General features: G+C 52.2%; 20 protein-coding genes, 3 tRNA genes and 1 pseudogene. 8 read left to right on the top strand and 16 right to left on the bottom strand.

The features are described from left to right. The first annotated feature begins 100 nt into the window (after window positions 1–100). On the top strand, window positions 101–580 hold the full coding sequence (locus D7I37_RS13125; protein WP_061799311.1) for a cold-shock protein: 480 nt from the start codon (window positions 101–103) through the stop codon (window positions 578–580). 81 nt (window positions 581–661) lie between these two features. Further along, entirely contained in the window at window positions 662–823 is a 162-nt protein-coding gene (locus D7I37_RS27030) for a YnfU family zinc-binding protein (protein ID WP_165283096.1), read from the top strand. Window positions 824–828: 5 nt separating this feature from the next. On the opposite strand, the gene D7I37_RS13120 is transcribed toward D7I37_RS27030, so the two are convergent. The 3 genes and pseudogenes from D7I37_RS13120 to D7I37_RS13110 all read right to left on the bottom strand — a co-directional run bounded on the left by D7I37_RS13120 (window position 829) and on the right by D7I37_RS13110 (window position 4,501). Continuing rightward, window positions 829–2,277, bottom strand: a complete 1,449-nt coding sequence (locus D7I37_RS13120) for a GGDEF domain-containing protein (RefSeq protein WP_129543814.1) — start codon at window positions 2,275–2,277, stop codon at window positions 829–831. Window positions 2,278–2,926: 649 nt separating this feature from the next. Continuing rightward, window positions 2,927–3,477: pseudogene (locus D7I37_RS13115) on the bottom strand (flavodoxin family protein). A 118-nt stretch (window positions 3,478–3,595) separates the two neighbouring features. Next, window positions 3,596–4,501, bottom strand: coding sequence for a LysR family transcriptional regulator (locus tag D7I37_RS13110; protein WP_061799258.1), 906 nt, complete (start codon window positions 4,499–4,501; stop codon window positions 3,596–3,598). Window positions 4,502–4,598: 97 nt separating this feature from the next. Between D7I37_RS13110 and D7I37_RS13105 the strand changes: the two genes are divergently transcribed. From D7I37_RS13105 to D7I37_RS13100, 3 genes are all read left to right on the top strand, one after another. Beyond that, a complete protein-coding gene (locus tag D7I37_RS13105; RefSeq protein WP_129543813.1) occupies window positions 4,599–5,663 on the top strand; it encodes an aldo/keto reductase in 1,065 nt (354 codons plus the stop codon). Between the two features lie 304 nt (window positions 5,664–5,967). Further along, window positions 5,968–6,129: a YnfU family zinc-binding protein gene (locus tag D7I37_RS27300; protein ID WP_169801386.1), complete on the top strand. Its 162-nt coding sequence runs from the start codon at window positions 5,968–5,970 to the stop codon at window positions 6,127–6,129. A 199-nt stretch (window positions 6,130–6,328) separates the two neighbouring features. After that, window positions 6,329–8,215: a phage tailspike protein gene (locus tag D7I37_RS13100; protein ID WP_129543812.1), complete on the top strand. Its 1,887-nt coding sequence runs from the start codon at window positions 6,329–6,331 to the stop codon at window positions 8,213–8,215. A 1,446-nt stretch (window positions 8,216–9,661) separates the two neighbouring features. Here D7I37_RS13100 and D7I37_RS13095 read toward each other — a convergent pair. From D7I37_RS13095 to D7I37_RS13075, 5 genes are all read right to left on the bottom strand, one after another. Further along, window positions 9,662–9,736: transfer RNA gene (locus D7I37_RS13095), tRNA-Gly, on the bottom strand. Between the two features lie 3 nt (window positions 9,737–9,739). Further along, window positions 9,740–9,815, bottom strand: a tRNA-Thr gene (locus D7I37_RS13090). A gap of 2 nt (window positions 9,816–9,817) precedes the next feature. Further along, window positions 9,818–9,892, bottom strand: a tRNA-OTHER gene (locus D7I37_RS13085). A 319-nt stretch (window positions 9,893–10,211) separates the two neighbouring features. After that, a complete protein-coding gene (locus D7I37_RS13080) occupies window positions 10,212–10,541 on the bottom strand; it encodes a type II toxin-antitoxin system RelE/ParE family toxin (protein WP_129543811.1) in 330 nt (109 codons plus the stop codon). Next, a complete protein-coding gene (locus D7I37_RS13075; protein ID WP_129543810.1) occupies window positions 10,510–10,746 on the bottom strand; it encodes a hypothetical protein in 237 nt (78 codons plus the stop codon). The genes D7I37_RS13080 and D7I37_RS13075 overlap by 32 nt, the downstream gene beginning before the upstream one ends. Before the next feature lie 510 nt (window positions 10,747–11,256). Between D7I37_RS13075 and D7I37_RS13065 the strand changes: the two genes are divergently transcribed. From D7I37_RS13065 to D7I37_RS13055, 3 genes are all read left to right on the top strand, one after another. After that, window positions 11,257–12,474, top strand: a complete 1,218-nt coding sequence (locus D7I37_RS13065) for a site-specific integrase (RefSeq protein WP_129543808.1) — start codon at window positions 11,257–11,259, stop codon at window positions 12,472–12,474. Between the two features lie 64 nt (window positions 12,475–12,538). Further along, window positions 12,539–12,979, top strand: a complete 441-nt coding sequence (locus D7I37_RS13060; RefSeq protein ID WP_129543807.1) for an STM2901 family protein — start codon at window positions 12,539–12,541, stop codon at window positions 12,977–12,979. Beyond that, window positions 12,976–13,293, top strand: coding sequence for a DUF1493 family protein (locus D7I37_RS13055; protein ID WP_129543806.1), 318 nt, complete (start codon window positions 12,976–12,978; stop codon window positions 13,291–13,293). Before D7I37_RS13060 ends, D7I37_RS13055 begins: the two co-directional genes overlap by 4 nt. Before the next feature lie 25 nt (window positions 13,294–13,318). On the opposite strand, the gene D7I37_RS13050 is transcribed toward D7I37_RS13055, so the two are convergent. The 8 genes from D7I37_RS13050 to D7I37_RS13015 all read right to left on the bottom strand — a co-directional run bounded on the left by D7I37_RS13050 (window position 13,319) and on the right by D7I37_RS13015 (window position 22,206). After that, window positions 13,319–14,107, bottom strand: a complete 789-nt coding sequence (locus D7I37_RS13050) for a hypothetical protein (protein WP_129543805.1) — start codon at window positions 14,105–14,107, stop codon at window positions 13,319–13,321. 11 nt (window positions 14,108–14,118) lie between these two features. After that, on the bottom strand, window positions 14,119–15,258 hold the full coding sequence (locus D7I37_RS13045; protein ID WP_129543804.1) for a sialate O-acetylesterase: 1,140 nt from the start codon (window positions 15,256–15,258) through the stop codon (window positions 14,119–14,121). Then, on the bottom strand, window positions 15,255–16,352 hold the full coding sequence (locus D7I37_RS13040) for a prophage tail fiber N-terminal domain-containing protein (protein ID WP_129543803.1): 1,098 nt from the start codon (window positions 16,350–16,352) through the stop codon (window positions 15,255–15,257). Before D7I37_RS13040 ends, D7I37_RS13045 begins: the two co-directional genes overlap by 4 nt. Window positions 16,353–16,407: 55 nt before the next feature. Continuing rightward, window positions 16,408–19,800: a host specificity protein J gene (locus D7I37_RS13035; RefSeq protein WP_129543802.1), complete on the bottom strand. Its 3,393-nt coding sequence runs from the start codon at window positions 19,798–19,800 to the stop codon at window positions 16,408–16,410. Window positions 19,801–19,860: 60 nt separating this feature from the next. After that, entirely contained in the window at window positions 19,861–20,367 is a 507-nt protein-coding gene (locus D7I37_RS13030) for a hypothetical protein (protein WP_129543801.1), read from the bottom strand. Between the two features lie 102 nt (window positions 20,368–20,469). Then, the gene (locus tag D7I37_RS13025) at window positions 20,470–21,084 is read right to left on the bottom strand and encodes a tail assembly protein (protein ID WP_129543800.1); all 615 of its coding nucleotides are present in this window, start codon (window positions 21,082–21,084) and stop codon (window positions 20,470–20,472) included. 38 nt (window positions 21,085–21,122) lie between these two features. Beyond that, window positions 21,123–21,461 carry a hypothetical protein gene (locus D7I37_RS13020; protein WP_129543799.1) on the bottom strand — a complete coding sequence of 113 codons (339 nt, stop codon included), beginning with the start codon at window positions 21,459–21,461 and terminating at the stop codon, window positions 21,123–21,125. Window positions 21,462–21,504: 43 nt separating this feature from the next. Beyond that, window positions 21,505–22,206 carry a C40 family peptidase gene (locus D7I37_RS13015; RefSeq protein ID WP_129543798.1) on the bottom strand — a complete coding sequence of 234 codons (702 nt, stop codon included), beginning with the start codon at window positions 22,204–22,206 and terminating at the stop codon, window positions 21,505–21,507.

Here is a 22,206-nt window from a genome sequence, read left to right as displayed (position 1 = left end):
GCATGATCAAATGCCGCTGCGCGCAATCTGTCGCTGACGGGCATTCCGCGCTATCATAGGCAGCATAAATATTGTATCGAACGAACCTACGAGAATGACGATGAACGGCAAGATAACGACTTTTTTTGAAGACAAAGGCTTCGGCTTCATTACCGACGAGAACGGGGAAAATCGTTACTTTCACGTGATTAAAGTGCAGAACCCAGAGCTGATCAAGAAAAACGCGGCGGTGACCTTCGAACCGACCAACAACACCAAGGGCCCCTCCGCCTATGCGGTTAAAGTGCTGGCCGCGAGCAAATACATCATCATCGCCAACGAAAGAATCAAGATTTCCAGCATCAAGTCCTTCAATACCTTCACCAGGGAAGTGCCGGTGAAGGCCGAGGTGGACAAGGAAAACACCGTGCTGTCGGTAGGCCTGTTGATGAACCGCATTCGCCCGCAGTCCGAAGACGCGCCACAGGCCATGCAGACGCTGCGCATGCTGACCATCACCACCTTCCAGAATGCGACCCATACCTTCTCCGAGCATGAGATCGATATGGACGAAACCGTCAAAGCGCTGAAAAGCCTGTAAGCCCGTCGGTATAAAAAACAATCGGGGCTATTTGATACTGCCTGTGTTAGCGTGGGTTTTCACCTGACACAGGCCGCCGATATGTCTGACACCCCTAGCGTTAAAGGCTTTATCAACCGCTCCACCCAAATCGCCTGCCCCAAATGCGCCTACGTCACCCACCAGAAATGCGCGACGCTGCAGCAGAAAGTCATGCTGATCTGCCCTAACTGCGGCGCCGAATTCGAACCCCGACAGGGTTAAAGCGCTTAGCGGAACATGATGTGCCCGACGCTGTTGCCGCTCACCACGTTGAACGACTCCACCCGGTTGCGCCCCTGCGTCTTGGCGCGATAAAGCGCGATATCCGCCATATTCATCAGCTGCTCCAGCGACTTCACCTCGTTCATCGCCAGGCTGGCGACGCCGACGCTGATGGTGATCTTCTGCGGCGCTTTGCCGCCCGGCAGCAGATCGGCCTTTTCCACCAGCTGGCGCAAATGTTCGCCCAACGCCACGCCCTGCGCCGCCAATGCGCGCGGCAGCATGATGGCGAACTCCTCGCCGCCCAGCCGGCCGAACAGCTGATCGTGCCGCAGCTCGCGCCGCACGATATGGGCGAACGACGCCAGCACCTGATCGCCGAGCACATGGCCATGGGTGTCGTTAATCAGCTTGAAGTGATCGATATCGATCAACAGCAGCGAAACCGCCTCTTTGGACCGGTGCTTATGCTCCAGCAATTCGCCGGCCTTGCGCGTCAGCGCGCTGCGCGACAATACCCCGGTCAAAAAATCGTGATTGGCGCTGTGCTCCAGCCGCCGCATCAGTTTGCGGTTGCCGGCGATGGAGCTGGCGAGGATCAGCGGCCCCATCACCAGCATGGCGATCCCCAGCCGGGCGGACATCAGGGTATCGAGGAAGGCATTGTGGTTGTTCGGCGTTTCATACAGCATCAGATTGGCCGAGATGCTGCTGATCTCGGTCATGCCGGTCAGTAACGTCAGCAGCGTTACGGTAAACAGCTGGTAGCGCACCGCGCACCACAGCAGCGCCGGAATGGGGAACGCGATAGCGCCGGGGCCGCCGATATACACGCTGAACACCAGGGACAGCAACAGCGCCAGCAGCGGCATGCCGGCGCGCAGCCGCCAGTTTATCTGCAGGCTCAGCAGCTGTTTCAGCCGCGGCGCCGCCAGGATCACCGGCAGCAACAGCAGGTTGGTGGAAAACTGCTCGCTGAACCACGCCAGCCAGGCGACGACCACGGTGTTGTTGTACAGGCTGTCGTTGCGCAGTATCGACAGCGTCGACGCCACCGCCGCGCCGGCCAGGCTGGCGCTGAACATATAGAGTATCGCCTGGGGCTTGCCCATCCGCCGCTGCGACTGCGGCAGCATCAGCATGATGCCGTAGCCGGTGGCGATCAGCGACATGTTGCAGGCGTTCAGCCACATCGCCAAAGCCAGCCCTTCGCCGGCGCTGAGATCGGCGGCGATCATGCCCAAATAGGTGGTCAGCCACCCCAGGGGCGTGGCGTAAGCGGGTTTGCGCAGTAGCAGGCCGAGCAGAATAGTATTCAGCGGCCAAAACAAGGAAAGCGAACCTATTGGCCGGGTAAGTATACCCAGCAGAGAAAGCAAAAAGGCCAGCATGAAAAGATTGATCAGCTGGACGGTGACCGGCAAGCCATGTTTGGCATTTATTCTGGCGCTCATCGCCGTGCCCATATATTGATAATAACCAGAATAATAATATGCATACTCTCTCGCCCGGCATCATGAGGGGATGAACAATCCAGATTTCAACCAAAAAAAGCCAGACAAATCAATAGTAAAACGTATTAACCTTTATTTAACGGAATCTTCTTACGCCATAACGCCCCAAGTTTAACCCGCGGCCTCATAACGGAAAATACGGTTAGCTTCTCTGACAGCATAGCGTAAACGACGGCGCACCTGAGCAAAGATAATAACAACAAAAAATAAATGGTTATTAATCTTTATGGTTTTGCTCGGGTTGCCGGCTATTATTTTCCTGCAACTGACTCGCCAGCGCAATTGGAAGCAAAAAAAGCCCGCACGGAGCGGGTTTGCTTGAACAACAGCAAATTGACAGTGACGACACAGCCATTGCATGTCTGTGCTGCCGTTCAGTGTATCGATAAAGGCTTAAGTGAACCTTAGCAACAAAAAACCCGGTCTAGGAACCGGGAATATTCGTACGAAATGCAGTGTTAGCCCAAGCGGGCTAATAACACATCGCAATATACGCGCCAATTGTGCAGAAAAAATGAACGGCGGGAGGCCCGGGCGAGGAAAACCTCTGGGAATATTCCCCCCATCGCGGCGGATGAGGGGAGCGGCATCACGCCAGCTTGGCGGCGAAACCCGCAACGCGCTGGCCATAAAGCCTGGCGGTATCCAGATCGCCAGACAGCATTTCGTCCACCCCGGCGTCGGCCGGCGTTTGCACCAGCAGGCCCACCGAACCGCCCAGGTTATTGACGTCGGTACGCTGCGCCGATTTGGTATTGGCCGGCAACAGCCCCAGGCTGACCCACAGGCCGCCGTGCTGCGACGCCAGGGTCTGCAATGCAATCAGCGTCACCTGTTTGTCGCCGTTCAGGCTGGCGCTGTTGGTGAAACCGCCGAACACCTTATCCTGCCATTTGCGGCCGAACCACGCCTTGGAGCTGGCGTCGGCAAATTTCTTGAACTGCCAGGACGGGCCCCCATGTAGGTCGGCGAGCCAAAGATGATGGCGTCGGCCTCATCCAGTTTTTGCCAGGCTTCATCGCTGATATTGCCTTCCTGATCGATGGCGATCAGTTCCGCTGCGGCGCCTTCCGCCACCACTTTCGCCAAACGTTCGGTATGGCCGTAGCCGGAATGAAAAACAACTGCTGTCTTCGCCATAGAAACTCCCCGGTAGCTGCATAAGGGCGCCGACGGCGCCCATGGAACCTCCAATCTAGTCAACCTGCCGGCGGCTGAATACCAAATTTAACTGACGGTGTTATTCAAAAAAACCGCGCTACGGCTCCGCCCGCTGTTGCTGGCGGGCAAAATCGATAAAGGCGCGCAGCGGGCGCGGCATTTGACGGTTGGCGGGGTAATACAGATAGAACCCGGGAAACGGCGGCGACCAGGCTTCCAGCAGCGGCAGCAGGCGCCCCTCGGCCAACCCGGCGGCGACCTGATGCTCAAACAGATAGGCGATGCCGACGCCGTCCAGCGCCGCCTGCACCAGGATTTCCGGCTCATCGACAATCACCGGCCCTGCCACCGCCACCTCCAGCGCTTCGCCGTCGCGCTCAAATTCCCATCGGTACAGAGTGCCGCTGGTCGGCCAGCGGCAGTTGAGACAGCGATGATCGCGCAGTTCGCGCGGCGTTTGCGGCCGACCGTGACGCGCCAGATAGTCCGGCGACGCCACCACCCGCATGCGCAGGTCGCCGCCGAGTTTGATCGCCACCATGTCTTTCGGCAGCTTTTCATGCAGGCGCACGCCGGCGTCGAAACCGCCGGCGACGATGTCCACCAGCCGGTCCTCCACATTGAGATCGAGGGTGATGTCCGGATATTGCCGATGAAACGGCCCGATCATCGGCGCCAGACAGTGCAGCGCGGCGACGCGGGTGACATTGAGCCGCAGCCGGCCGGTGGGCTGCTGGCGCTGATTGACCGCCTGCTCGACCGCCGCATCGATTTCGGCGATGGCCGGCAGCAGGCGCGCCAACATCTGCGCGCCGGCCTCGGTGGGCGCCACGCTGCGGGTGGTGCGGTTCAACAGGCGCAGCCCCAGGCGGCTTTCCAGATTGCGCAGCGTCTGGCTCAGCGCAGAAGCGGACATCCCCAGCTGTGCGGCGGCGCGGGCGAAGCTGCCATGTTCAACAATGGCGGCAAAGGCGCGCAATTCGGCGAACTCACTGCCTCTCATTATGCTCTGCTCCCTTAATAATTTATGAAGATTATAGCGTATTCCGTGAACTGGCCGCCGGGACTATCTTGAGATCGACATCAACAGGAGAACGCCAATGAACACCGCTTTATCGCTGGACAGTTACCGCCTGCTGGGCCGTTCAGGCCTGCGCGTTTCGCCGCTGACGCTCGGCACCATGACCTTCGGCGCCGACTGGGGTTGGGGGGCGGAGCAGGCCGAGGCCCGCCGCCTGTTCGACGCCTATGTCGATCGCGGCGGCAATTTTATCGATACCGCCAACCGCTATACCGAAGGCAGCGCCGAGCGCTTTGTCGGCGAGTTCGCCGCCGGCCGCCGCGATCGGCTGGTGATCGCCACCAAATACACCCTGCCGACGCAGCCCGACAATCCGAACTCCGGCGGCAACCACCGCAAGAGCATGGTGCGCTCGGTCGAGGAAAGCCTGCAGCGGCTGAACACCGATTACATCGACCTGCTCTATCTGCACGCCTGGGATTTCACCACGCCGGTGGAGGAGATTATGCGCGCCATGGACGATTTGGTGCGGGCCGGCAAGGTGCTGTATCTGGCGGTATCCGACCTGCCCGCCTGGCAGGCATCGAGAATGCAGATGCTGGCGGATTTGCGTGGCTGGTCGCCGCTGATCGCCCTGCAGATCGAATACAGCCTGCTGGAGCGCACCGTAGAGCGCGAACTGATGCCGATGGCGCAGGAGCTGGGGCTGGGCGTGATCCCCTGGTCGCCGCTGGCGGGCGGGGTATTGAGCGGAAAATACCGCCGGCGGGATCTGCAGGCGACGGGCGATGAAACCGGCACCCGACGCGAAGTTGTGCGCACCAAGGGAACGCTGACCGCGCACAACCTCGACATCGCCGACGCCGTGGGCGATGTCGCCCGCGAAAGCGGCTATAGCGCTTCGCAGGTTGCGCTGGCCTGGACGCTGCGCAATACGGCGGTCACCGCGCCGATCGTCGGCGCCCGCACGCTGCCGCAGCTGGAAGACAACCTCGGCGCGCTGGAGGTGCGGCTGGCGGAAGAACACTGGCAGCGGCTGGACAACCTCAGCGCGATAGAACAGGGGTTCCCGCATGATTTTCTGGCGCTGTCGACCACCCGCAACATCATGTTCGGCGATCTGAACATCGCCAGGCGCAGATAAAAAAAATCCCGCACAAGGCGGGATAAACTTAACAGGGATGGGGTACTGCACTACAGGGAATGGATAACACACAACATCATCGGGTAGAGCTACAGTACCAATCCCAATGTATAGAACTGTCATCCCTGAGTAAGTTTGCTCCGGCAGATGTAACGCCGAATGGGAAATATGACATTCTTCGCCGCCGCGCCGCGCGGGCAGATCTTGCGCGCTGCGCGGCGCCCTCGCAAAAATGATTGATAAATAAACTATTACCCGCATTAGGTGCTAGTCTGAGGGTTCACGCATCTCACCGGTAAAAGATATGTCTATCTTCGATGCCTTCAAGATGTTCAGCGCCTCAACGGTAAAGGTCACCTGCCCGCAGTGCGCTTATGTTTCTACCCAGAGCCGCAGCAAGATACGCCAGAATGTCACCCTGATCTGCCCTAAATGCGGGCATTATTTCCTGCCAAAAGAAAAGTAGCCGAACGTCAGCGCGCCCGTTGAGTGGTGTAATTGGCGGCGACCCAATCGCCCTCGCGCGCCAACCAGCTGAATATCATGCAATATCTCAATGCCTTGTTGTGTGGAATATAAGCAATAAGGCAATGTTCATGCCCTACCCCCTATGCTCTCGCGGCACTACACTTCAATGACTCATCGTAATCTTCGGAGTGTAAAAAATGTCTACTGTTAACGCCAATATCGCTGTCTCAATGCCGCGTTCGCTTTTTACATTAGCCAGCTCATTTACCACCGCCGCTAACGGAAAGATTTATATCGGGAGAGTTAATACCGACCCGATCATTGCGGGGAACCAGATTCAGGTATATCTGGAAAATACCGACGGTACCATGGCCCCCGTCCCACAACCATTGAACATCAATGCCGGCGGCTACCCGGTTTATAACGATCAGATTGGCAGGTTTGTGACCCTTGAGGAGCACAGTGTGGCCGTGTACGACGCCGCCGGCGTGCGGCAATTCTACTATCCAAACCTCTTGCAATACGACCCGGCGCAGCTGCGAGCGAACGTCGCACAATTTATCAGCGAAATCATGGGCTTTATAACGCCGGAAATGTTTGGTGCTATTTCTGCTGAATTACAAAATTCGCATGACGAAGCGGCTGAGTGTAATGTGAAGGCGATTCAGGCCGCTATTAACTATGCCCGAGTGAACAGGATCTCGAAAGTATTTGGCAAAGGTATTTATTCAGTCTCAAGACCTATCCACATAGATGATATGACAGAAGGTTTTGAGCTTTCTCTCGGTGGCCTGATTGTCAGCACATGCTGGCAAACCCCAGCCAGTTGGAAAGAAGCAGACGGCGCCATTATTGTCGGAGAACACTCTTGCGGCTCGCAGGTGGGCCTGCGTACTATCATTGGTTATTTCAGTGGCAGAGATAAACGCGCAAGCCTGTTCCAGCTAAAAGGCAAGGGCTGCGGCAGCTGTTATTTCGAAGTTGGTCGCGCGCGTGATTTCTGCGGCGTCTACGAGAACACCAAATCCAATCTGTATAACTCGGCAGATAACACTATCCGCATCGCTTATGCCGCGTGCGGTTATTTTGGCGTGCGTATTCGTCGCGCCAATAACACTTTCATCGCTGAAGGCCACACATTATACGGTGGTTTTATTCAGGGCTGTCTGTATGGCGCCATCCAACTCTTTAACGGTGCGCAATACTTCTCCAGTCAAGGCATCGGGACTGACTTCAACGGCCGATTCCTGTGCGAATACACGATTGATACCCCATTCAATGCCTCAGTGGTACGGGAGCAATCGTTCAGCAATGGCGTAAACTCGCGTGAGTTGCTGGACTATTACATTTACTCCGGCAATACGGCCCGGGTTATTTGCATTGAGCCTGTGAACGTATCCGACAAAACCAATCCCACCGGCTTCAGCGTCGGCGACACCATTACCATGGGTGAATACTCGGCGACCGTAACGGCGGTGCGGCGCCCCGCAACGGATAACTTTTATCCTGACGTCATCCACGGATTTACCGGCTGCCCATTCGGCAAATGCGACATTCAGCTGTCTTACTGCGGGGGCATCGTTGGCGGCCTGTTCAACACCTCGACCCTACGTTGGTACAACTCTGCAACTGCATATACCACCATTATCAATGGGCTGCGAATCCGCAGTAAAGGAACCTCCACCATTTTGGAGGATGTGTATCTCGGCAACCTGCTTGAGGCTACGCAAGACCGGGTTATTCTGACGAAAGATTTGGACATCGGCAGCAGCCGCCTTCGGGTCGATAGCCGCAAAGTGACGTTAAATAATGCCGTCGTCGCGAATGTGCGCACCTTTGCGTATAAGAATGACGAAGAAGGTGCGAGTGCTCCCCATAATGTGCGCAATCTGTACCGCGTTACCATCAAGTCGCCATCGGACTCGGTCCATGGCCAGGCTCTGGTATACGTGAGTACAACCGGTATCGAGGTCGCGGATAGCACCATGACTCCAGTCACCCTGATTGCAACGGGTTTTACCTTACGCGCCATTCAGTCCTCGCAGCCAAGCATCTTTGCAGTGTTGCAGTTCGAGCGGATTTAACCATCACGAGACCGACCTACGACGCATTCCTCATCGTCATCATTGCAACCGGCCTTCTGGCCGGTTTTTTGTCAGCCAGATTGCGGCATGCCGGTTAGGTCGACAGAGGCGGATAGGTGGCAAACCTCGACATGCAACTCAAGATCGCATGGATTGATTTCGCCAGAAGCCAATCTACTCCACGTTTTCCAAATCGACCTGTAGTGGGCTATAGATTTAGCCAATCATCAATCTGTTCACTGCTCCAGCCCGGGTTGAAAAAGTACGGCTCATTCTTGTCCATATATTTGCCCCTTACAATAAGTAAAGGCCGCTCAATGGCAGCCTGTAGTTGACGCGAATTCTCGCTTTGTAAGTATTGAAATTAAAAATAAAAAAACGCCCCAGTCTTCGTGCTTGGGGCGAAAGTGACGTAACTCTCCAGATAATGGGCGTTCTGGTAGAATCAAAGATTCACTCGGTTAACTCTGACAGCTATTGGATAAGATCCATCCCAAGTCAATCAGGGAAAAGTATACACTATAATTTAATCTTTACACTGGTGCTGGAGTGATATGGGTACAGCGTAATGAAAGAATGGATTGTGATACTGCTCACAACTTGTGCTTTGGCATTCCTGCTGGCAGCATTTTTTGTGGATGGCATTCTCTTTATATGAAAGCCCCAGCGGTTAGGCCGGGGCTTTGATTAACAACACGGCTTTGTAATGGAGCATACCGGCGCACTTCTGCGAACGCCAAGTACTCGCGAGCCCCAAAAAAAGGGTAGCTCATGATAGATTTATGCGCTACCTCAAAATAGAGCTGTAATATGCACTACATGGGAGTCTTTAGTTAGACGTGACACGGCACGCCCCACGTTTGATATCCTGATAGCTTCTTTCAACATGAAACACCTCTAGTACACCATGCCAGCCTTTTTCAATGGCTGCTTTCCGCAAAGCCCGATCCGCTTTCCACTGTCGCCTAAGCGTTCGAATATGCCACCAGCGTCTAATGGAAATAATACTCATTGAATTTCACTGTATTGGAAAGTTTAAAGTAGAACCGGCCTTTCCCGGCAGTCACTTCACATCAGAGGGACACACTCAAAATCCCAGGTGAAGGATTCGATAGTGCGTATCAAGATGAATGTGCCCTTCTGATATGTAATAACGATAAAATCCAAAGCAAACGGCTGAACACTCACCTCTGAGTTGACCCGACATCATCCTCTACAAAAAACAGGCGAGTGTCCATGCGTTTACTCTGGTGCATTCAATGGGGATCGCAACCGAATCATCAGCCCAAATAGCTGAGGCAAGCCCCCGACGATTAGGCCCGGGCTCAAAATGGTTGCCGGTCTTTCCCGGCTGTCAATTCAATGCCACAACATAGGGCGTATTCCGCAGTCTGCTGCTCGGGGAGTTGGGGCCCCAAACAAAAAGTACACCCTGCATTACGGCATTGGAGCGGCCAGCGGGAATCGAACCCGCATCATCAGCTTGGAAGGCTGAGGTAATAGCCATTATACGATGACCGCAATTGGTGCCGACTACCGGAATCGAACTGGTGACCTACTGATTACAAGTCAGTTGCTCTACCTACTGAGCTAAGTCGGCTTTGGTCCGCCATCGGGGCCTCGAACCCCGTACCTACAACTTAACGGTCGTTGCTCTTCCTGCTGAGCTAATGGCGGTTTGCGGGGCGCATTCTAGTGCATCATTAATAACCACACAATACACATTGATACTTCTTTACAATCAACACGCCCTCCCGGGCGCGACCTCTGCTGAGGTCTTCAAGTCCCATAGGAAATATGGCAGCCCCAGAAGGAGTCGTACCTTCTTCACTCGGTTTTGACTCGTCCTGCGGTTAGCCGCACGGGCAAAGGCTCTCTTGTGGCCATTGACATGAGCACCTGGCGGACGGGGTGTTACCTCACCCTTTCCGCCGCCCACCTCACAAACATTAAACTAAAAAAAAAGCCCCGGAGTTAATCCGAGGCTTTGAAATCGTCATCCGATAAGCTTTAAATCAGCTTTGCGGTGAGTCTTTTGGTCCTGGTAGAAGTTTTCATGTGGCCCTACGCACAAGAGGTAAAGCTCAAGTTTGTCTTCTATCCAAGTGTAACCCAGAAGGGTTAAACGATTGTTCATCTGAAATTTGTGAACTCGAAGAAATGACAAATCGCCTTTCTTCTGTTCGCCGATTTCAGGGTTTGCAATTATCGTGTCGATTTCATCTTCAACGATTTCTTGCAACTTTTCAGGGAGTTTATCAAGAGCCTTTTCGAAACGGCGACTCTGATAAACATCAACTTCTTTTTCGTCCTGTCCTTCTGACATATCTGGTTACCTTGTTGTTCACGACTTCGCTGTGAGCTATCAAGGCTTCGCTGATGAAACTGAATGGCAGGTCAGGGTTGTCCTCGGCTATACGGCCAATTCTTGCCCAGTGCTCAATCTGCTTCGGAATGCTTCTACTCGCAGCTTCAGCGTAAACTTTAGCATCGCTGACGAAGTCGTCGTCTAGCCGTATGCTGATAGCCATAGGTGCCTCACTCAGTATGTAAACACTATATATAGGGGTTGTATGTCGGTAACGTCATTACAATGCGACAAATTGTCGCACATTGCAACCCTATGCAGCAAAAAAACCGCCATTGTCATAGCGAAAAAACCCGCTCAGCGGCGGGTCATTTTGTTGCATCGCTTGATGGTACAGCTTCGAGAAAGCATACCTCTATATATGCAACTTCCTTGGCTAACTGAGCATGCAAGGCAGATAGATACGATTTTTGGAGGCTCGGTCCCAAATCTGTCCCATGTTGAAATTGAGAAGCTTGGGTGAGTGATGTAAGTCGTTGAATATTAATGGTACGCCCTACAGGGCTCGAACCTGTGACCTACGGCTTAGAAGGGCGATAACTTATTGTTTTATTTAATATCGCCCGGTTTCATTGAATTTCAACATTTTGTTTTACAACGAATTTTATATGTTGTTTGATTTCATGCCATATCATAGTATTTCTACACTACGACACCCGTAAGAGCACCCGTAATGGCTGGAATACTACTCACAGATAGCAAGATAAAAGGGATCAAGCCAAAGGCACAGGCTTACTATGTTTGGCAGGCATCAGCGACCAGAGGTACAGGACGTTTGGGCTTGAAGATCTATCCTTCAGGGCGCAAAGTTTTTGTGTACAAATACCATAAGGATGGCGATAGAAAGTTCCTCTCTCTGGGTGATTATCCTACCCTATCCCTCGCAGAAGCCACAGCAAAAGCTTTAACTGCAGCCGCCAATATCTCATCTCCAGAAAAGGCTATCGCTGAGCACGCAACGGTACAGCAGCTTTTTGATGATTATATTGCCGATCAGAAAAAACGTGATAAGCGCTCATATGACAAAACCCAGAACCGCCTAAACCAGGTGCTGGCCAGCAAGCATATCGAGCCTTCCACTCCAGCAAAAGACATCACACCTGACCACATTAAAAAAGTTCTCGCTGAATTCATCACGAGAGGAGCTAGTGCCGGCGCAAACAAAGTCAGGTCAAACCTGCACGCCGTCTTCAATTTTGGGTTGTTCTCAGACAACGATCCAGCAAAGATAGACGGGAAGATAATTTACGGCATGAATAGGAACCCGGTAACCGTCGTTCCTTCTCAGCGCGGAGCCGATAAAGCTCTCGACCGTTTTTTGAGTTGGGACGAGATCAGCGAGCTACTGCACATGCTCCAGGTTTCCCCAGAAGCATGCCCCATTAACCCCGACTTCGCACAACTCCTGCAATTATGCATTCACACCGCCGGGCAGCGGCCATGGGAGATCATGACCAACACCAGAGACAACTGGGACAAGAAAGGTAAAACCCTAACCGTACCGCCGCACATTTCGAAGAACAGCGACTATCATGTGATACCACTGAGTAAAAGCGCAATTGAGATCCTCAAGTTACAAGAAAAGCGATACCCTGATTCAACTTTCCTATTCCCAGCCGCCACGGCTGAAGGCCACTTGCTTTCGGCAGAATATAGTAAGCAGTTGAGGAAGTTCTGCCTGAAAACTGGTTTTGAAAAATTTACTCCCAGAGATATTCGCCGAACATTTAAAACGCTCGCTGGTGATATGGGTGTCAGTGCCGAGATGCGAGATCGGTTGCAAAACCATAAAAAACCAGGTGTGTCTTCAAAACACTACGACCGATACGACTACCTTAGGGAAAAGCGCGAGATTATTGAACAATGGGAGTCACGACTAAAATCATTGTGAAACGCGTTGAAACCTTGGGCATGGTTGGCTATGTTACAGCCATGCCAATTGACAAGGAAAAGTGATGGATACGGTTGAACAACTAAATGGATATTTCTATAAAGGAATGCTTAACCTTTCCGCCGGTGAGTTGGCTTTCTGGATCACAGTAGATGAAGCGGAGAAACAGCTTGGCGTAAAAGACCTCTACGCATTGGCCTCCATTATTGGCGGTATCAATTTCATTCCAGTGCCGGGAAAACCGAGAACGGCCACCGCAGGTACCAGCCCCTTATCCCTCACTCTAAGAAAAATTATCACGTATAAACTGAGTACCCGGTGGAAATCCCCCACATGGAAAACAATGTTAGGTGGGGGTTGGGCCAAAACCACAAGCCTCGGAGGTTTGATTGGTCGGTGGATACCTTGGATCGGTGTGGCCATAACCGCATATGATGTCACAATGATAACCGTCAATAGCATTCGCCATTACAACTTAATCGCTAAGCCTGGAGACCGGTTGTGAGAGACGTCGAGACGGAAGTGCTGAAGTTTGTGCAGGATGAGCTACGCAGCGAAGTGGGTACTGATTCACCACTGAACATCGGTGAACATGCCACCGTTCCTGAAGACATATATGAAATGATGGATAAATACGCAGAAACCTTCCATGTAGATTGTAGCGGGATACATTGGCGCCGTTATTTTCCACAAGTAGTGCTGCCATTTCTTCCAAACCGAATCCTCCCTGAACGCCTCAGATCCGACCGTCATAAACCTCAGCCCTTCACTGTTAGCATGCTCATTGAGTCAGCCAAGGCTGGGCGCTGGCTGTATTAGGCCGGGTTCCCTCCCGGCCCGACCGTCAAATCAGTTCACCAAAACTGTTTTTGAAGTATCGCTGCGAACGGCCATACTGAATCTGCAGCTCCTCAAGCGACAGAGCCCTGTCATAAAACAGCACCTCCGCCAAATCCAAGCCAGATTCAACTCCAGTCGAAGGGATCGTTGGGCTACGCCACGCGATCAGTCGGTAATAGCTGACTCCGCCCGGCTCAGTGATTATCCTGTTAGCCAAATTCACCCCTTCAGCAATAGTCGCGGGTATCAGGTTTTGGCTAGCCGATGGCACATATAACCCTGCAGTATTTCCAGCCCCATCCACCGTTATGGCAGTGAATGCAAATTTATTACGGCTTTGAACGGCCTCGCTTGGCCCTCCGGCGACGCCATACAATGGCTGGTTATATGCCTGGCCTCCGACATTCAATGAGCGGCGATGGACTGATGCAGACGAAACATCGCTAATTGCAAGCCCTACACCTGTCGTGGAGGTTTGCTGGGTAATGCTGCTGACTGGATAGCCGAACGAGTTCACATCGGCAGAATGGCGATGAACGGCGATCAACGTCCGCTGTTGCCCATCAGGTACGTCAGTTATAAAACCGTTATTTTTATCACCTCGGATATAGAACTCACCCACCGAAGGTGTGCCGATTTCTTTAATCACATGCCTGTTGCCCGACAAATCAGTGAAACCCTCACCAAAGCGCCAACCAGCAATTAACCCTGCTACTGACGCAAACGGCTCGTACAGTGGTGGCAAGCCCGAATCGCTCAGGTCGGTATCCAAATCTCGAATTATCGTGGTCATTTACTCACCTATTAAAAAATTACGCACCAGTTGTGCAACTTGCGCAGAACACCTGCGCCGTCGGTGTAGCTCTCCCCCGGCAAATCCCCTTCGCTATCACGCAGATTTCCGCGCGGGCCTGTTTGTCTGCCGTTTGTCATCGGATCGCCCGCTTTCCCCCACCCATACGTAACGATTTCATTGCTGAGCAACGGCCGCGATGTCGTGATACGCACGCGGTCAGGGCCAGCAATATCGACGGATGTGATTATCTCGACTACATCAAGCGAAAATTGGTCACGGATGTAGAACCCCATGTTTTCAGCCGGCGCCACCCATTCGGTATCAAAGACCAGCGGCGGGGTCGGTACGTTGAAATAAAGCATGGTGAAAATGCCCTGCCGAATCTCATCGATCACGTCCAGGCGATGCATCCGCGTCACGCCGTCCAGCATGTCCTTACGTTTTTTGTAGATCATCCGCCCCGTGTACTGGGAAAACATGTAGTACGTTTCAGGCATGCCGTGGATGTGATCTGAGCCGTAGTAGTCACCGATGTAACCAGGGTAAGCAATTTCGGTTTTACCCAGCATTGCGGCATCACGCAGCGCCAGCGCAATCAGTGGATCGCGGCGTCGGTAGGCGCGGTGTGTGCTGAGCTGATAACTGATAAAAATGGGGTCAAACAGCTGGCCAGTTATCGATTTCTTGTCGGCCAGTGAATCAGCGATGTACTGCAAGTAAACGGCAAGATATTCCGCTCGTGACGTCTCATCACGATAATCTGATTCTCCCTGCATCCACACAACAGCCAGTTCAGCAAACGTCCTTCCTTCGGCAGCTGCAAGGCGTAGACTGTTTGTAACATGGGCGATCATGCGGCTGTACGCCGCCGTACCTTTAATCAGGTTCTTGATCGGCTGGCCGCCGGTGCCAGGAGCAGAACCGATGTAGGCGCTGGGCTGCTTGTCAAAAGAAAGGCCAGTTTCGGCCTGGATCATCTCCACCAATTTATGCGTGGCACCGGTAACCGGGGTTTCGGCCGCCGGCCAGGTTCCTTCCGCAGGCTGATAACGCTTTTCAACAAGCGGCACCAGCGTGTCAGTGTCTGAGCTCCCGCTGTTATTATTTGTGCTGAACCCTCTGTTACCGTAACGCTGCTCCGTGCTCACCGGTTGCGGATCATCAGCAGGATTCGCAGCACCAAGCGATAGCGACTGCCCCTCACTACGAACCCCATCAGGTCATAAGGGCGGAATGGAACAGGCGGGATAATCGGCGGCGTAGTTGAACCGCCTATAACCGGAATATCCAAATCGGTTTTGTAACCCGGGCTTCGCGCGTAAGGAATGAAGTTTTTATCACATAACACAACACCGGGTGGGCCTGGGATAGTGACAATCTCAACGCGGCCTATAATCAGGCCACCAAGTTTTGACCCCGCGAAATATTCGCGCTTATTACCTCGGCCCACCCACTCTTTTTCCGGGTCGTCTTTAAGACGCTGCACTTTGACGCCAGGGAGGTTAACCGCACCGCTGGCGGTATAATTCATTGGTGAACGGCCTGTATTGTCAAAAAAGCCGGAACCAATTAATTCGCCCTCCTCATCATAGACTTTCTTTTTATTTTCAATCCCTTTTGTTCGCGCGTCGAGTTCCATACCGAGCGCCAGAGACTTATCAGCTGCAGCGATAGCCCTTTCAACCGCGGCCGCACCAACAGTCTGAGAAACCTGCACAGCAGAACCGTTATCGTTCAAATAGTAATAGAACGCTGCCAGATCATCAGGGCCACCCGGAACCCTAAAATATTGTCCAGTTACAGTCCCCGCAATACCCGCAGCAACGGTTTTAAATGTGTACTCATTATCCCCAATGGACTCAGCGCGCTCTGCAGCGGCCTCGGCGCGATCAGCGTCCGCTTTTGCAGAGTCGCGCATTTCGTTGACTGCGGCGAGGATCGCCGGTGTCAGCTCGTCAGCACCCGGAGCAACAAGAAAATCATTCAGGGTTCCTGGCTGAGAATCAGCGTAAACCGTGATCTGCCCCACTTTCTCAAACGGCCGGCCATACGCCTCAATCATTACGTTGTGCGTTCCGACTTCAACCGACAACGAATAGCTGCCATCGACGCCAGTAGTGGAGCTGGATGGAGCAAGCTGTACAACAGCCGATGACGTTCTTACTGCCGTCAGCATAATGGTTACACCAGGTCGCGGGTCGCCATTTGGGCCTATTAATTTACCGCTGATAATCACAGCCATCTTTTTCTCCAGGTGTAAAAAAACCCGCCGAAGCGGGTCATATTTCCGATAAAATTTATACTACAGAGAATCCACTACTTTGCGGTGTTGCCCATATCATCACCCGATAACTCGTTGACTCTCCGCCCCCCTGGTTTAATGCGCCAGCATTAACGTTGATATCAAGAGATTCCCCTTTGCCTATATCGCGAGAAAAACTGAACATGGTGGTATATGAATAGCTACCCGGCGTGTCTCCATTTCTTGCAATAAATAGTCCATCAACGGAAGAACCTTCATCTCCATTGAAAAAGACTTTTGTTTTTTGTTGTCGGGACATTACGGCCATAACATAGCCATAAACTCGCATTGGCATTAATGGATTTCCATCATAACGAACGATTCTTTTACTATTGGTATTGTAAATATCAAAGGCGTAGGAATTACCCTGAACTAAATTACCCTCAATGTTTGCTGCAGATAATTTACCATCAATCACGCAATTTTCAAGGATATGACAATTCCCAATCGTTCCATTATTGAACCAACCAGAATTTGAGCGAACATTCCCCACCACATCTATATTACTAAAAGTAGCAAAGCCATTTTTATTTATGGCCCATCCTTGCCGCAACTCAGGGTTATCATTCCATACATAATTTGATGAGCTAATTTCCTGTGAAATTTTGGCCGTGGTTATCGAGGCATCTTTGATAAAGGCCGAGTTCATGAAAACTTGGTTGTTCTCAATCGCAAACGGCACCGATACAGCCGAACCCTGACCATCGGCAGTGTTCAGAACCGCGAACCGGTCAGCCAGAATAAGCACCTGACTCTGCATCCCTTCAGGGGTATTCTCAACGCCAACGCCGATCCCAGCGGTGTATAGCTTCCCGTCAACCGTCTTGCCAACTTTGACCGACCACATCTCCTTCAGCTTTCCGGCATCCTCGACCGGTCCCAGCAACTCCTCCCCCAGCTCTGTTTCGGTGATCTTTCCTTTCAGGTAATCCAGAACCTCACTGGCGTCTTCGCTCGATGTCCCTTGTACCCAACTCGTCCACGGACCAGTATTCCCGAGCTTATCCACCAGGCGCGCCTGGAACCAGAAATTCACACCAGCAGCCAGCCCCGTCATCGTGTGGCTACGCTGCGGGTAGGCATAATCGCCGAGATGCATTTTGTTGCTGCCATCTGAGTTCTGGCTATACCAGATTTCAGTCCGCTGCGTATCCTCGGCCCCGAGCGGGAATTCCCAATTCAAGACGATGCCGAACACCTGGCCTACCGTCGTGAAGCTGGCCAACGCCGGCGGCTCTCCCTGTTTGCCAGTCAATACCATTTCTGCCGCATTAGCCCATACGCTGGAAATTTCGGACGGGTTAATGGCGCGAACACGGGCCTGATAGCGGCCGGCATAAATGCCGGAAACCTCAAAGCCAAGGGTTGACGTGCGCGGTGCAGGTATCCAGTTGCCATTGTCCCGGCGCCACTCCGCCTCATATGCGATTGCGCTTTCAGCCCTATCCCACGTAACGCGCAGTGTGGCCACTGTCAGCCCTTGAATAATGGCTGACGACTCACCGATCTGAACATTGGTCGGTGGCGGTTGTACGCCCGGCGGGATAACGCTGATCGGCGGGTCTTCAATCCGCGCGCCAGTGTCGATTTTTGCGTACTTATTCGGATCATGCTCGACTGCAGTAATATCGAACGATGCCCCGTCATCACCTTCTTTAATTCCAGTAACACGGAACTGCTGCAGCGCGAGGTCTGACGCGTCAATCGCCCACACAGCCTCGGCAACCGGCTTTTCAGAATACGCCGTTGTGACCGTAACGGTTTTACCCGATACCGCTGCAATCGTACGTCCCTCAGCCTTACCGCTTGGCAGGTTCAATATCAAACGTTCGCCGACAGCTGCAGAGGAAACCCGGTCAAGCATGATATTGCGGCCATCCACAGAACTGATCCGGCCACCGAGCGGCCGGCCTGCCAACATCTCATCGGCGACTGCGATAATCCAGCCAGGCAACGGCACTTTGCCATCAAGACCCACAGTAAATGACACCATGCGATCCTTGTCGTTGGTGTGAAGCAACCATTTTCCACGGCGAATTCCCTCTGACTTACGAATGCACCCGATCGCCGTCAGGTCAGCCTGTTTGATACCATAACGGCGAATTAGTGATTGTTCTGCGACTGGTTCTATCGCGTCCTGATAACCGTTTGCCGGGTCACTCCAGCTCACCATGCAGGTGCTGTAATGCGTTTTCTCGCTGGCGCTGGCATAGGTAAATTTGCCATCTTTAACGTTGGCACGGGTGAAGATGTATTTAACATCTGCTGGCATGTCAGCCAGGGCATTCATGCCGTTATTTGCCCAGAAGGTAGAGCCGCGATAAATCGACGCTATGTCACGTAACACGTTCCAGGCATCCTCTTGCGACTGGATGTAAACGTCACACAGGAAACGAGGTTCTTTTCCGTCACCACCCCGACCATCCGGCACCAGTTGATCGCAATACTGCCCAATTTGGTACAAGTCCCACTTTGTCAGCGCGAGGTTCTCTGCTTTCACCCGCGTCCCGATCGAGAACCGGTCATTTATCATCAGGTCGTAGGTTATCCAGGCTGGGTTATTCGTCCAGGCCGTTTTAAACGTGCCGTCCCATGTGCCGGTATATTCCCGCGTTTCGGGGTTATAATTCGATGGCACCCTGACGATGCGCCCTTTTGGCTCGCAGGATACCTGGGGAATGTTGGGAAACTGTTTCGCATCGAACTGGATAAACAGCAGCGCTGTTTCCGGATAACGTAGCTTGGCGTCGATCGTCTCCGTGATGGCTTCCACAACCATTTTATCGGCAACCCGGTTACTGGTGCTGTTTGGAGTTAAGCGACGGACACGCACTTGCCACCCGGTTGTGGCCGCCGGCAGATCGATGCGGTGGCTACGTTCATATTTGGTCGTTGTTTTGCCATCAATAGCAGTGCGTAGAGCCTCTTGATAGGCGCCGCCATCAGTGGCAATGTCGATCGCATACTCAATGCGATACCCTACTACGTCACCGTTATCTTTCTGCTGCTGTAACTGAGCCCAAGAAAAACGCAGCCTCACCGCAGAAAGCTGGGGGTTGGTCACCGCTCGAACCCAGTCACGCTCACTGGTTAATTCAGTGCTGACGGTAATTTCATTCTCTACATCCGGCATGCCGGGGATGTATTCCTGATGTGGTGTACCTGGGCGAAACTCCCATTTCACACCTGGAAAGTTGTCCGTACCGTCAGCCGACGTGAGCGGCGTGCCATCGAGATAAATTCGGGTGCCATCGAGAGAACCTCCAAACTCGCCCTCTCCCAGCGCCAAGAGTATTTTTGCATAAGAGGTGGATTGCAAAGAGTCAGGTGATTCAGTCGGAGTGCTTGGACTGCTGCTGCCACCTTTACGGCCTTCAATGACGTGCATGCTTTTCTCCAGTCATAAAAAAACCCCGCCTAAGCGAGGTGTTTTTTTATTTTAACTTTTTTAAATATTATTAGTTTCTATTTTTGTAGTTTCCTCAGGCAAGTACCTTATTGTAACTTTGGTAACTACTTTCTCTATATAAAAATGTGATAATTCAATAGTTGTCCCTTTTGGGTTCCAAATTGACTTAACACCTTCCTCTCTATACTTTGGAGCCCCATACTTTTGTGTTAAAAGAGACTCCGCACTTTTAAAATTATCCTCATTGATAAGATGATTTCTTTCTTCTTTTGCAGAAACATTAACCTGAACCAATTTATTCGAACCATCAAATAGATAATTCACCTCGTAATAACTTGAACCAATCTCAACACTATCTATTGCGACTAGCCCAAGGCTTTTCTTATATTTTATTGGTTTTTCAAGCAAGCGCGCCCTTCCACTTTCTGCCATCACAACTTGTTGCGGTGTCATTCCCCATTTAGATTTACCATACCCTTCCATAGTTTCGGCGTAAGAAGCACTTGAGACTATCATTAATAGAACAACTAAAAATATTCGTTTCATACCCGCACCCAAATAATAAAAAAACATTGACATAGTATCAAAGTGGGTGTGCAAGGCAATGAAAACATTTCTAACTTAGACGCCTAACATGTTTTTGTTTTTTTACTGCTGGTCTTCTGCGTAAATACCAGCGGATATAATGGCGCCACCAATGCGACGCTTTCCATACAGGATCGGCACTGGATTACCCTGAGCTATAGTGTTCACTGGCCCGCCAAAGGCGTAGGACGGCTTATTATCAGGGTCCTGCCTCGATGCCAACCCACCCTGCATAGGGGAAAGCATTTGGACAACACCACCGAGCATCATTGATGCCCCTGACATTGCCATCCCATAACCAATTGTGCCACCAATCCCCGTCCATCCGGTCATGATACCGACCACCACACCTACCACGACTAAAACGGCCCCGAGAATAGTTTGAAAAGCACCAGCCTTTTTACTACCAATAATAACTGGTGCAATACGAATATCATTACCATTCGCCAAAAGTGTTAGATCATCCTTATCTAAATTTCTCTGACCTTCAAATACGGCATACGTAAGCCCACGTTCTTTACTTTCCAAAAGGAATTTTTGCAATCCGGGGATTACTGTACATAAAGCCTTAATGGCTTCTTGAGGGCTATCCACAGCCAAGCGATGTACACGACCAAATGTCGCGCCTAATACGCCATACAAACGAATCGTCTTAACTTCTGGAATTAAAACTGGCATGATTCACCCATAAAAAAACCCGCCGTAGCGGGTAGGATTTAAAGACATGACTTCGCCGATACTCCCCAAGGGTCACCAATACCGCGTGACTGCGCATAGATGCGTATCTGGCTCCCACCATTGCTACTTTCGCTTACTTTAGCAAGAGAAACAGCACCAACTAATGAATTTTCCGCTGACAGTTGATACCCTGTCTCGGTTTCAATCATCTTTGTGGTTGGATTAAGATTCTGCCATTTTGGAGCAAGGCATTGGGTATATTTTTGAGGCGTTTTATTGCTTTGCCCAGAAAATATAGGTTCTTGCTTAGCAAGTTGGTCCGTCATACACCCAAATAGAAGAAAAGAAGCCATTGCTATTATTACTATTTTTTTCATCGTGATATCCCTTTGCTGAATATCCCAATATCATAGCAGCAGATCATCCTTTGTAACGCAAAATGGTGATAGTCCGCTCAGCCCAATACCCGCCATAGGGAACCCGCGTGCTGAGCTGGCCATACATGTGATGGATCATTACCCCGTCGCCAAGATAGACGCCAGCGTGATTAGGCTCAGGCGCCTGCACCTGCATAACGATTACGTCGCCGATCTGCAACTCGCCCACCGCTGGCATGAAACCCGCCTCGGCGTAAAACTTCATGTAGAGGTTTTCGCCCCGATCCCACCAGCCATCCGAGCGTTTAAAGTTCGGCAATGCGATCGCGCGCTCGAGCTGATACCAATCCCGGATTATGGCGTAGCAGTCCCAGAACCCATGCACAAAAGGGCGGCCCAGCAACGGCTTGATGCCTTGCGTAGGCATTACCTCCCGGATATCACCTTCAGGCCAGCTGGCGATGATCCACGGCAGCTGGGACAAGTCACACTGCGCAATATCGAGCTGGCTGGGCTGGGTGGTTGCATCTGGGTGGCTGTGAACAACCGCAACGATTGTGCCAGCATCCTCAGCGGCGGCATAATCTTCTGGCGCCAGGCTAAACTGTTCGGTTGGCTCCAGTGCCTGATTCCGACAGGGGATATAGCGCTGCCGGCGGCCGTTCTGCACCACCAGCCCACAACACTCCCTCGGATATTCAGCCTCCGCATGCGCCAGTACGGCGCTGATTATTTGTTTACGCAT

It is taken from the genome of Serratia sp. 1D1416 (assembly GCF_003641105.1).
GTDB classification, from domain to species: domain Bacteria; phylum Pseudomonadota; class Gammaproteobacteria; order Enterobacterales; family Enterobacteriaceae; genus Serratia; species Serratia ficaria.
The sequence above is the reverse complement of the archived record's forward strand: the minus strand, read 5'-3'. Positions and strand labels throughout refer to the sequence as shown.